General features: G+C 67.1%; 6 protein-coding genes. 4 read left to right on the forward strand and 2 right to left on the reverse strand.

Translation table 11 applies throughout. The features are described 5' to 3' along the window. Positions 1 to 23: 23 nt before the first annotated feature. Positions 24 to 1,634, reverse strand: a complete 1,611-nt coding sequence (locus HF999_RS20280; protein WP_168547623.1) for an HNH endonuclease signature motif containing protein — start codon at positions 1,632 to 1,634, stop codon at positions 24 to 26. A 167-nt stretch (positions 1,635 to 1,801) separates the two neighbouring features. Between HF999_RS20280 and HF999_RS20285 the strand changes: the two genes are divergently transcribed. After that, positions 1,802 to 5,197, forward strand: coding sequence for a DEAD/DEAH box helicase family protein (locus HF999_RS20285; RefSeq protein WP_168547624.1), 3,396 nt, complete (start codon positions 1,802 to 1,804; stop codon positions 5,195 to 5,197). Positions 5,198 to 5,958: 761 nt separating this feature from the next. Here HF999_RS20285 and HF999_RS20290 read toward each other — a convergent pair. Next, complete coding sequence (locus tag HF999_RS20290; protein WP_168547625.1) at positions 5,959 to 6,891, reverse strand: intradiol ring-cleavage dioxygenase; 933 nt, start codon at positions 6,889 to 6,891, stop codon at positions 5,959 to 5,961. A 160-nt stretch (positions 6,892 to 7,051) separates the two neighbouring features. Here HF999_RS20290 and HF999_RS20295 point away from each other — a divergent pair, with 160 nt between their 5' ends. The 3 genes from HF999_RS20295 (at position 7,052) to HF999_RS20305 (ending at position 12,606) form a co-directional block, all read left to right on the forward strand. Beyond that, on the forward strand, positions 7,052 to 9,667 hold the full coding sequence (locus tag HF999_RS20295; RefSeq protein ID WP_168547626.1) for a hypothetical protein: 2,616 nt from the start codon (positions 7,052 to 7,054) through the stop codon (positions 9,665 to 9,667). 63 nt (positions 9,668 to 9,730) lie between these two features. Further along, on the forward strand, positions 9,731 to 11,389 hold the full coding sequence (locus tag HF999_RS20300; RefSeq protein ID WP_246208269.1) for a long-chain fatty acid--CoA ligase: 1,659 nt from the start codon (positions 9,731 to 9,733) through the stop codon (positions 11,387 to 11,389). Positions 11,390 to 11,448: 59 nt separating this feature from the next. After that, entirely contained in the window at positions 11,449 to 12,606 is a 1,158-nt protein-coding gene (locus HF999_RS20305) for a hypothetical protein (protein ID WP_168547627.1), read from the forward strand. Positions 12,607 to 12,615: the final 9 nt, after the last annotated feature.

Genomic DNA, 12,615 nt, shown 5'->3' on the forward strand with positions numbered 1-12,615 from the left:
GCGGCTTCCGCAACACCGAAAACTCACGCCGCAGGATACGATTCCACTGCACCCGCGCCCAGCGGGCCAGCATCCAGCAATTCCACTGCTAAGCAAGTTTGCCCGCTCAACTTCGAAGAGCCGGAATAGATGGTGCCCACGTAGTCATCGAACGCGGCACGCTGCCATTGTCGCTGCCACCGGTGGCGGAACTGCTCAGTGCGTTCACGCCACCGGCGAATCGCCTCCCGATGGAGTTCCTCGGGATGGTGCTTGTGATTGACCCGGAACGCGCCGCTCCGGTCGGCGGTACGCCGCCACCCAGTTCGCCCGGCGAATGGTTCGCCGGGCGGGATCGCGATGGTCTCGCAGCCGGGCCGGTGTGATTCGCCCTTCGGCCGCACCAGCCCGTGGTGCTTGTCGCAGACGAGGGCGAGCTCGGTGATGTCGGTCATCCCGCCGTCCGTCCATTCCACGATGTGGTGGACCTGACAACGGGTGGCGGGCAGGTCGCAACCGGGAGCAGTGCATCCGGTGTCCGACCCGTACAGGGCGAGCCGCTGGTCAGCTGACGCGAGCCGCTTCTCCCGCCCCAGGAAAAGTGGGCGCGAATCGAGCCCGAGGAGCAGCACGTACTTCGGGTTGGTGGTGCCGAACATGGCGATGGCGTCCGCCACGGGAACCCGCCCGCCGGTGGCGGTGGTCGCGACGCCGATACCGGACTCGAGCTGATCGAGCGTCATGGTGATGATCGGTACGCACGGCACGCCGCGGTGCAGGCCGAGGCCCGCGCCGCTCTCGCCCGCTGCCACGGCGATCTTGAGAGCCATCACCAGAGCGTCGTGGTTGCGCTGCGCGGCGGAACGCGTATCGCGCTTCGCGGCCGTGGCGACCGCGTCCTGATCGGACGGATCCACAGGCTCATCCGAATCGGCGGGGTTGTTGACTCCCGGACGGGCGAACCTCTCGACGATGACGTCGAAGAGCGCGCGTCCCTCGGGAGAGAGATCGCCCGAAAGCGGGCTCATCAGGTCCTCGTCCTGCCTCCCGACCTCGACGCCCCGCGCGCGAGCACGCACGTTCTCCTTCGGTTCCGAGCCGTCCGGATCAATGTGGCTGATGACGCGGCGTCCGATCACGGCTAAATCCTCCGGCGGCATCGATTCCGCCGCGGTCACCAACACCGATTCAAGGAAATCGAAATCCGAATCCGGAAGCGTCTTTCGGCAGCGCTGAAAGATCGCCTCGATCGCGGTTGCATGCCGCTCGGAGATGATTCCCTCGCGCTGCGCCTGTGCGACCCGCTCGAACCGGGCCGTCTCTCCGAAGCCCCGCTCTGTGCGCGGCACACGATCCGCGGCACCGCGTACCCGGTCCCGTGCCTCAGTGCCCGACAGACGCAGTTGGTCGACCAGGAGCTCCTTGAGTCCGGTGTAACCCAGCTCGTCCGGGAGGTGCACCGCCACTGCCGCTTCGGCCAACACGTGCTGGACGTACGGGAGCTTTCGGCACGCCGACTCCAAGCTGTGTAACCCATCGAGAACCTCCTGCGAGGAGAGGAGGCCGGGAGACGCCGATGCGAGTGCTTCCGCGGCATTCTTGAAGGCGGTGAGAATGGCGAAGTAATCACTTGCGGTGCAGGTGTTCTCGTTCATCTCTCACCTCCTGTCGTTCCGTTCATTCTACGCCGGTATTCGAGACCGTGCCACTGAATAGAACACAGTTACTAATGAGGTTCGAGGGGGAAGAGTGAAAGGCGCGCTGCATCGTCGGATCTGTCGGTCAAGATTGGTAGGTTCGAGCGGAGAAGGGGAGGGGATTCATGGGGAACTTCGATTTCGTCTACAAGGCGCTGCCGTCGGTCCACGCGGACTGCGCGCGGGCAGAGTCGTACCTGAACTCGGATCCGCGGTCGGCCTGCTTCTACGGCCGGCGTGCGATCGAGGAACTCGTCCACTACCTCTTCGACCTCCTGGAGCTCCCGCCGCCGTACAAGGGTGATCTCGCCGCTCACATCAACGATCCGAAGTTCAAGGCCAAGGTGCCTCCGATGGTTCAGCACAAGCTGAATCTGATCCGGCGCAACGGTAACGACGCAGTGCACGACACCCGTCCCGTGCGCCCCGAGCGATCCGCGGTCGTGCTCCGAGAGCTGTTCCACCTCACGGTCTGGGCCACGCACTCGTACTCGCGCTACCCGGAGCTCGCCCCGCTGGGGGCGCAGTTCAATCCTGCGCTCGCCGCGCAGTCCTCGCCGCTGAGTCAGGGCGAGGTTGCGAAGCTAGCGGAGAAGTTCGCGGAGCAGGACGCAGCCCTCGCCGAACACCGCGAGCAACTGGCCAAGGAACGCGCGGAGAAGGCCGAGTTGCAGGCCGCCCACGATGCCGAGATCGCTGAACTGCAGCAGCAGATCGCTGCGGCGACCGCGAAGAACGCGGCGGACACGCACGATTACGACGAGGCCGCTACACGGGACGCCTTCATCGACCTCCTCCTCGACGAGGCGGGCTGGACCATCGGAGGCGCCGTCGGACCGGCGAGGGTGACCGCCGAGCACGAGGTGATCGGCATGCCGAACGCGTCGGGTGCCGGCTACGTGGACTACGTGCTCTGGGGGAGCGACGGTAAGCCGCTCGGACTCATCGAGGCCAAGCGCGCCAACAAGAGCCCGGAAGTCGGCCAGCAGCAGGCGAAGCTCTACGCAGACAGTCTTGAGAACGAGTACGGGCGACGCCCGGTGATCTTCTACTCCAACGGCTACAGCCACTGGATCTGGGACGACGCGGGTGGCTACCCGCCACGCCAGGTGCAGGGCTTCTACACGCCGGACGAACTCGACTACCTCGTGCTGCGCCGCACCACCAGAAAGCCCCTCGCGACGGTCGAGGTCAACGGAGACATCGCGGGGCGCTACTACCAGGAACGCGCCATCCGTGCGGTCGACGACGCCTTCGCCCAGCACAACCGCGATGCGCTCCTCGTCATGGCCACGGGTTCCGGCAAGACCCGCACCGTGATCGCGCTCGTGGAACAGCTCGCGCGCGCCAACTGGGTCAAGCGCGTTCTGTTCCTCGCTGACCGGACGGCACTCGTGACTCAAGCGGCGAACGCGTTCAAGCAGCACCTGCCCGATGCGACCACCGTGAACCTGGTGTCGGAGAAGGCGATCGACGGGCGCGTCTACGTGTCGACATACCCCACGATGATGAACCTGATCAACGATGTGGACAGCGAGACCGGCCGCCGCTTCGGTCCCGGCTACTTCGACCTGATCGTGATCGACGAGGCGCATCGTTCGGTGTACGCCAAGTACGGGGCGATCTTCGAGTGGTTCGATGGGCTGCTCGTCGGGCTCACGGCCACCCCGAAGGACGAGGTCGATCACAACACCTACCGCCTGTTCCATCTCGAAGACGGCGTGCCGACCGACGCCTACTCTCTTGAGGACGCGGTGAAGGACGACTACCTCGTGCCGCCGAAGGGGATCTCGGTGGGAACGAAGTTCCTCCGCCGGGGGATTCGCTACGACGACCTCACCGAGGAGGAGCGGGATGAGTGGGATGCGCTCGACTGGGGTGAGGGTGATCCGCCCGACGAGGTAGGCGCGGAGGCGATCAACAAGTTCCTTTTCAACGAGAACACCGTGGACCAGGTGCTCGCGAATCTGATGACCGGCGGACACAAGGTGGCGGGCGGCGACAGGCTGGCCAAGACCATCGTCTTCGCCAAGAATCAGGCCCATGCCGAGTTCATCCAGCATCGGTTCGACCTCCAGTGGCCGCGCTACGGGGGCTCGTTCGCGCGCGTGATCACGCACAGCTCGCCGTACGCTCAGAGTCTGATCGACGACTTCTCCACGGCGGAGAAGGAGCCGCACATCGCGATCTCCGTCGACATGCTAGACACCGGCATCGATGTCCCCGAGGTCGCGAACCTGGTCTTCTTCAAGGCGGTTCGGTCCAAGTCCAAGTTCTGGCAGATGATCGGCCGCGGAACTCGTCTGCGCCCGAACCTGTTCGGGCCCGGCGAGGACAAGAAGGACTTCTACGTCTTCGACTTCTGCGGGAACCTCGAATACTTCAGCCAGGACCTCCCGGGATCGGAAGGATCGATCCAGAAGTCTCTATCGCAGAGGCTGTTCGAGGCGCGTGTGGCTCTTGCGCACTCGCTCACCGATTCGGACGGGGAGCTGAAGGGCTCGACGATCGACGCCCTGCACGAGTACGTCTCGGGGATGAGTGTCGACAACTTCCTGGTGCGTCCACATCGCAAGGCGGTGGAGCGATTCTCCGACCGTGCCGCGTGGTCGCAGCTGATGCCCGACCACGAGGCGACCGTCCTGGAGCTCGCCGGACTTCCCTCGGCGACCGTCGATTCGGACGAGAAGGCCAAGCGCTTCGATCTCCTGATGCTGCGCGGCCAGCTCGCCCAGCTGGAGGGAGACGCGTCCACGGCAGATCGGGTCCGGCAGGCCGCTCAGGACATCGCACACTCGCTTCTGGGGAAGATGACTATTCCGATGGTTCAGGCGCAGGCCGAGCTCATCGAGGCGGTCGCCAGCGACGAGTGGTGGGTCGACGTCACCGTCGCGATGCTTGAGGCGGCCCGCATCCGCCTCCGTTCGCTGATGCGTTTCACAGAGACCGCGAAGACCAACCCGGTCTACACCGATTTCAAGGACGAGCTCTTCGCGCCGACCGAGGTCAAGCTGCCGGGGACGGCGCCGGGGACGAACTTCGAGCGGTTCAAGGCCAAGACCTCCGCCTACCTGCAGTCCCAGTTCGAGAACGTCGTGCTGCAACGGCTTCGCCGCAACAAGCAGCTCACGCCCGCAGACCTGGAGGCGCTCGGCGAGATGCTGATCGATGCTGGTGGCACGGACGGCGACCTGGAGTGGGTGAAGGAGCGGAGCGGCGGTCTGGGGCTGTTCGTGCGCTCGCTCGTCGGACTCGATCGTGGTGCTGCCGTTGAAGCCTTCGGTGACTTCCTCGACGACTCGAAGTTCTCCGTCGATCAGGTACGGTTCGTGAACATGATCGTCGACGAACTGACCGCGAACGGAATCGTCGAGCCGAAGCGCTTGTTCCAGGCCCCGTACACGGATGCCGCGCAAGGCGGTCCCGACCACGTTTTTCCCGAGCGTGGACAAGTTCTTGAACTGGTCGGAATTCTCAAGCACATCAAGGAGACTGCGGACGTACAGGCCGATGTCTCGTAGGCACACCCGTGACGTGTTCTGGTTCGGCAGGCATGTGTCGGACATCGGCGGAAGTAGGGGCAAGCGATGGTGCATCCAGCGTTGTACGTGATCCGCGATGAGGCGGGGCTGCTGAGGTCCCACTACTCGTATGGCGGGGCACACGGCGCCGCGGCATGGCCTGCTGCAGTCGGGCCGGACGCGTTCCGGTCGGACCTAGCCGAACCGTGGGGGCAGCATCCACACGATTCGGCAGTTCAAGCATCTCGATTCCGGTGCTCTCATGGATTGCGCTACGAAGACTTTCGCCTGGCACACGGTGTGGGACGACGTGGGGTGCGCTCGACTGGAGTACGCCGAACTCGCGCGAGCCTTCCCCGGCCGGACAGTGTGCTGGGCTGTCGAGGGCGCGTGGTCCTTCGCCGACGTGCTCGGAGTGGCGCGATCGGACGCCGTCCAGACACAGTACGACCCACAGCTCCTCGACCTCGAATTCCAGGCTGCCGACGACGTTTTCAGGACCTGGTATCGCCCGCTTCGCATGGTGGACCACCACGGCCGCCGAGACCCTGTACCGTGCCGCGGTCATCCTGTGGAGGGGATGGTCGTTCGAATGTGTCGGTGATCGCTTCGAGATGCACAACGGCTTCGCCGGACGGCGGATCGCAAGTATCGACAGAGATCGCACGGTGCCGGCTGGGGTGGACCTCACAGCGCCGGTCCCCGTCGTTCGGGCCCCTGGGGCTTCCCGGCTTTCGGTGAGCGCGGATCAGCAGACGTCTCTACCGGGGTGCCCCGCCGCCCGGAGGCGGCCCACCATTCGGAGGACCCTGCATGGTCTCGACCTTCGGGACGGTGCGGGTGTCTACACCGACGGGCAGGGACACCTGGTAGCCGGACTTCACATCGCCGCGCACGGTTGCCAACTGGTGCGCCGCGCCGTCCTCGCCGAAGATCCCGTCGGAGGTCAGCGACACCCGGCTCAGCGTCTGGATCGACTTCTCGTAACCGGTGGTGGCGTACACCGCGTCGCACACGTCCTTCGGGAACGCTAGCTGCGAGGTGGCGATGGCCTTCGTGGAATCGGTGATGTCCGCTTTGTCGAGGTACACCTCGAAGTGGATGTGCGGCCACCGGCCCTCGTAGCACGCGGGGAAGATGCTGGTGAAGCTCACCACGCCGTTGTCGTCGGCGATCTGCACGCCGCGCAGGTAGTTCTGGTCGGTGACGTCGTCGGAGTACAGGGAGTAGCGGCCCTCCCGGTCGCAGTGCCACACGTACACGGCCGCACCGGTGAACGGGACGCCGCCCTTCGCGATGTCCCGCACCGTGAGCTCCAGGGTGATCGGCACGCCCTCGGCGGTACCGGTCATCTCGCCGAAGCTGGACCGGACATCGGTGCGCACGATCCCGTTCTGCTCCAACACGTCCGGTCCGTTGGAGCCGTCACCGGGATACGGGCCGGCGGTCTCGTCGGGGATCTCCGCGAGGTCGCTGGCCGCCGCCGACGAGGAGCTCGCCGCGGCGGACGACGACGCCGAGCCGTTGGGGGCGCTCGTGCCGCACGCCGCCAGCCCGAGCCCGACGGTGCCGATCCCGAGCATCGAGAGCATCCTCCGGCGGGTGGTCAGCGTTCCGAGGTCGAATCCGAGGCCCTGGTCGACGATCTCCTCGTCGGGGCGGGGGAGTGGGCGGCCCTGGTAGGTGCTGGGCATGACGGTCCTTTCGTGCGGGTGGCTGGTCTCCGCGTCGGTTTGCACGCTAATGACCGATTCGCCCCGACCGCTGGCCGTTCGCTGTGAACTCGCTGTCAGTGGCCGCGACACCGTGCACGGATGGCTGGGTTCATGGCCAATCGGATGACACGATGTGACAGTGTCAACACTCGATCATGAGCAGTTCTCCGGTCGGCCGTCAGCGGCGACGATCGTGGAGGCTGTCGATTGGGCTGCGTCCCACGGCAAGGGGATCGGTGCGGTAGCGGAGCGGCTGGGAACAACGCCGATCGACGCTTTACTCGAGGTTCTCGATGTATGGGCCGCGTCACCCGAATCGTTCCGGCGTCCGCGGCCGGTCGAACCTCCGCGGGCGACGAGTCAGTGCTCCTACTGCGGTGTGTGGTTCGCCGACGTCGCCGCGCATGAGTCGGCGCACGAGGAGCGGGCACGCGGTCGAGCTCAGCGAGATCCGGGCACTTCCGCTCGTGCGGAAGGGCCAGGCCACCCGTCCGCAGGCACACCACGAGCCCGGCTGCAACAAGCCCGCGAGGATAGGGCCCGTGAGGAGCGCGCTGAATCCAGTCTGGGCGGGAACGAGCGGCTGGTCCCCGCAGCCATCGAGTGGGCAGCCCTGGCCAATCGGGCGGCCCGCCAGGGCGACGATCCTCGTGAGCGCACAGCCGATCCGGAGGCGGACTTCACGTCGGTCCCCGAGGCAGTGCGGGATCCGGAGTTCGCCCGAGTGGTCGAGCGGGCAGGATTGGCGGCGGAGTACGCCGCCCTGCGTGACGTGATCCGCGACCACCTGAGCCTCAACGACTTCCGGGCGGTCCTCGCCACCGGGAGTGGAAAGTGTTCTGCAGTGGCGAAGAAGCTCTCCACGCTTCCCGGGTACGCCCGTGATCTGGGGGAACTCCTGCTGTCGGTGCCCGGACACCTGGAAGACGACGGCGAGCGCGTGCAGTGCCACCTGTGTGGGCTGTGGATGACCAGTCTTGCAGTGCATCTGAGTTTCCACGGCATCGACTCCGCTGAGTACCGGCGCCGAGCCGGACTGGCCCACGACGTACCCATAACCTCCCGGGCCCGCTTCATCGCACGGACCCCGGAGCAGATCGAGCAGGAATGGAAGCCCCGCGTCGAACCGATCGGCTGCACAACGATGGCCGAGGCGGCCGAATGGGCGGCCGAGCGCGGGCTGGGAGCACGCGGCCTGGCCCGCGAACTGAGCCTGACCCCCAACAAGGTGGAAGAAGACTTCGCGGCAGCGGGAGTCGCATTCATCTCACGCTCCGAGCAATGGCGGATCAGGGCCGAGTTGCGTTCCGATCCGAAGGACGTTCTGAGCGTGTTTCAGCGAGCTCTCGTGGGTGAGGCGGAACAGTTGGTCCAGGAGGACGGGTCGCTGGTCCATGCCAGCGGACGGCTCCGTACGGTGTTGGCCAGGTGGCGCGCGGCGGCCGCTGCAGGGCGGGAACTCGCGGCGTTCGCATTCCTCGACGCGGCCGACCCCGGATGGCGGGCTTCCCCGAAGGAGCGCGTTGATCGGGGCGAATTCGACAACTGGGGGCAAGCGTTCCGAACCGAAGCGATGTGGCGGGAGCGGATGGAGCGGGTGGGGTGGCTGGGGTGGTCCGATGCCGTCCGGTGGGCAGCCGCCGAGCACGGGGCGTTCGCTGAGATCGCGCAACGTCTCGGGTGCAGTGAGATGAGCGTCGCCGAGAAAGTCAAACGGTTTTGGGAGGAACCCGAGAATCTCCGTGCCGCTGAGGATCTCCAATTGGCACTCCCCGGCGAGGTCTACGACGACGGCGCGGTCGTGCAATGTCACGTGTGTGGCCTGTGGTTCAAGAAGGTGGGCGTCCACTGCCGCGTCCACGGATTGGACACTGCTACCTACCAGCGGCGATTCGGGTTGGGAGATGCGCGCCTGTCGTCGACGATCACGCACGTACGGCGCGCGGACCAAGGAGCGGAAGACGTCCTGCAGGCGAAGGCCGCCGAGCGGAATCTGGAGCGCGTGGAAGACCTTGTGAGCTGGGCGCTCGAGCATGGTCTCGGGATGGCAGAGTTGGCGAAGGAACTCGAAGTCTCGCGCGGTTGGCTCACGGACGCGTTCCACGATATGGGGCTGGCGTTCCCCACCGTCGGCGAGCAGATGATCGTGCGGGCCCGAGCCGAGATCGCGGCCGGCGGTAACCTTTCCACGCCGACGGACCAGGATCTGCGGGGATGGATCAAACAGTTGCGCAGCAAGCGCCACCGCGGCCTGGCCTCCAACTACTACGCGGTACTCGACGCCGTCGATCCGGACTGGTCCCTGAACGAGAAGGCGCGGTCGGAGCGTCTCGGGCTGGACTACCGCTCGCCGTCGAGCCGCAAGCACGACGTGTTCTGGGAGCAACGCCTTCGGCGAGCCGGGTGGGTATCCACTGCCCAGGCCGCGGACTGGATGGTGGACCTCGGGGCGTCGCCAGTCGCCGTCGCCGTGGTGATGAACGTGCCGGTGAGCACCGCGACGGCCCGGATCAGGCCGGCGGTACCGGGGTACGAAGTGGTAGGAGAGGTGTCGGGCACTCCGATCGAGGCGCCGCTCCGCGCGTTGCTTGCGCACCTCAGGCGGGGCGGCACCGTTGAAACAGCGCCCGATCCGGTCCGCGTCTGGCTTGAGGCCCGGGCGAACGAGACCCGTGACCGGTGGGTGAACCGGTTTCTGGACGAGGTGGCACCGGGCTGGCGTCCCGAGAATCGGTCCGACTACCCACCGGCATGACCGGGTGGGACGGGCTCGGCGAAACCGGACCGCGCACCGTCGGACATGGGGTAGTGATGGTCCATGCCCGCACCGATCCTGCCCCTGGTCTCCACGATGCAAGACGAGCAGCTCTCGCTCGCGACGCTCCTCAAGCACGCCACCACCTGGTATGCGGACGCCGCTGAGGTGGCCACCTGGACGCCCGAGAAGACCACCCGGATGAGCTTCGGCGAGATGGGGCGCGACGCGGCCCGGCTCGCCCACGCGCTCAGCGCACTCGGTGTGGTGCCGGGGGACCGGGTGGGCACGTTCCAGTGGAACAACAACGAGCACATGACGGCCTATGTCGCCATCCCCGCGATGGGTGCCGTGCTGCACACGATCAACATCCGCCTGTTCCCCGATCAGATCACCTACATCGCCAACCACGCGGCGGACCGCGTGATCATCGTCGACGGCAGCGTGATCCCGCAGCTCAACGCCGCCATCGGCGGCATGACCACGATCGAGCACGTCATCGTGGTGGACGGCGACAAGGACCTGATCGAGGCGCCGAGCGGGGTGCGACTACACGACTACCGCGATCTGCTCGACGCCCAGGGCGACGAGTACGACTGGCCGGACATCGATGAGCGCGCCGCCGCGGCCGCCTGCTACACCTCCGGCACCACCGGTGACCCCAAGGGCGTCATGTACAGCCACCGCAGCATCTGGCTGCACTCCACCGCGGTCTGCGCCAGCTACGGCCTGGGGATGGGCCCGAACGACACGGTGCTGCCGATCGTGCCGATGTTCCACGCGATGAGCTGGGGCACCCCGTTCGGCGCGCTCATGTCCGGCGCCTCGCTGATCCTGCCGGACCGCTACCTGCAGCCCGAGCCCATGGTCCGCCTCCTCGCGGAGGAGCGGCCGACGATCTCGGCCGCGGTCCCGGCCGTGTGGATCGGCATCGTCAACCACCTCGACAAGCACCCGCAGGACATCACGCACCTGCGGCACATCGCGTGCGGCGGCTCGGCGGTCCCGCTCAGCCTCGCGCAGGCGCTGGACCGGCACGGCGTGACGATCGTGCAGGCGTGGGGGATGACGGAGACCTCGCCGGTGGCGAGCATCGCCTGGCCGCCGCGCGGCGTCACCGGCGACGACGCGTGGGCCTACCGCAACACACAGGGCCGATTCCTCCCCGGTGTGCAGGGGCGCCTCGTCGACGACCTGGGGGAGGTCGTTCCCGCCGACGGCGTGACCCAGGGCGAGGTGCAGGTGCGCGGCCCGTGGGTCACGGGCAGCTACTACAGCCCCGCGGGCTCCGAGCCCGTGGGCGCCGACAAGTTCGAGGACGGCTGGCTGCGCACCGGCGACATCGGCAGGTTGACGCCGGACGGCTACGTGACCCTCGTGGACCGGTCGAAGGACGTCATCAAGTCCGGCGGTGAGTGGATCAGCTCCGTCGAACTCGAGAACGAGGTCATGGCCCACCCCGCGGTGCTCGAAGCGGTGGCCATCGGCGTTCCCGACCCGAAGTGGGATGAGCGGCCGCTGGTCGCGGTCGTGCTCCACCCCGGTGCGGAGGTCACCATCGCTGAGCTGCGCGAACACCTCGTCGGGAAGTTCGCGAAGTGGCAGATCCCCGACAATTGGGCGTTCATCGCCGAGGTCCCGAAGACCTCCGTCGGCAAGTTCGACAAGAAGGTTCTGCGGGCCCAGCACGCGGACGGCGGACTGGACGTGCGTAGCGAATAGCGAGTCGGACGGGCGTGTCAAAACATCAAGGGTTGACACGATGATGCATTCTGAAAGGCGTGTCCGAGCAGTCTGACGATCCGCGCTGGGTCGCCGCTGCCAATTGGGCGGCGGCCGGCGGCTTCGGCGTGGGCGCGATCGCCCAGCGCGAGGGGGTCACCCGGATCGACGCCCTGTTGGCGATCATCGAGGAGTGGCGTCGGACGCCGGACCTGTTCACGCGGTCGCCCGCGGCCGCGGTTCCGGTAGGGGTCGAGCAGTGTCCGGACTGCGGGATCTGGTTCTCCGATGTCGACGCGCACAGCCTGGTGCACCGCGGCCTGGGCATCCGCGAGCGGAACGATTCCGTGGCGGACGGGGCGCGGCACACCGTCGGGAACGGAGCGCGTCCCCGTCGGTTGCGGGACCCGGTCCCGGACGAGGGGCCGGATCCTCGGCTCATCCAGCACGCCTCCCCGATGACCGAGCCGCCCGACGACGCGCCCTGGCGTACCTGGGCGGAGGCGGCCAACTGGGCGGCGGCCAACGGGCTCGGTCCGAGCCGCCTCGCGGACCGCGTGGGCATCGACGCCGCGTCGGTGACCGTGGCGATCATCGACGCCTGGAGCCACGACCCGGCCTCGTTCACGGTGCCCGGGGCGGTCAACGTGCCGGGTGGCGCGCTCAAGCAGTGCCCGGCGTGCGGTCTGTGGTTCGCGAGTGTCGACAACCACATCGCAGCGCACGGACGGATCAGCGGAGCGCGGCGGGGCTCGGTGCGCGTGCCGGCGCTGTGGAACCTCCGGGCGGACCACGACGGGCACGCCGCGCCGCGCACCGCCTTCGAGCGCGCGATGGAGCGGGCCGGTCACCTCGACCACTACCTGGAATTGCGGAGGTCGGTGCTCGAGCACCTCAGCCCGCCGCAGTTCCGCAGCCGCATCGACGCCTCGCAGCAGCGGGCGGCGGAGATCCTGCGCCGGATCTCGGGCGAGTGCGGCTACGAGGAGGCCGTGGGGGAACTCCTGCTCTCGCGGCCGGGGGTGCTCTTCGACGACGGCGACCGCGTGCAGTGCCACCTGTGCGGTCTGTGGATGGCCATGATCACCCCGCACCTGGGGCTGCACGACATCGAGGCGGCGGGCTATCGCGAGCGGTTCGACCTCGCGGAAGGCGATCCGTTGGTCTCGCGCAGCATGCACCGACCACCCACCGAACATGTCGGCCATCCGTCCTAATCTGGTGGG

It is taken from the genome of Tsukamurella spumae, from assembly GCF_012396015.1.
GTDB classification, from domain to species: Bacteria; Actinomycetota; Actinomycetes; order Mycobacteriales; family Mycobacteriaceae; genus Tsukamurella; species Tsukamurella spumae.

Excerpts from the sequence above, each read along its gene's own strand:
- HF999_RS20280 (WP_168547623.1), bottom strand. The coding sequence starts at position 1,634 with ATGAACGAGAACACCTGCACCGCAAGTGATTACTTCGCCATTCTCACC.
- HF999_RS20285 (WP_168547624.1), top strand. The coding sequence starts at position 1,802 with ATGGGGAACTTCGATTTCGTCTACAAGGCGCTGCCGTCGGTCCACGCG.
- HF999_RS20290 (WP_168547625.1), bottom strand. The coding sequence starts at position 6,891 with ATGCCCAGCACCTACCAGGGCCGCCCACTCCCCCGCCCCGACGAGGAG.
- HF999_RS20300 (WP_246208269.1), top strand. The coding sequence starts at position 9,731 with ATGCCCGCACCGATCCTGCCCCTGGTCTCCACGATGCAAGACGAGCAG.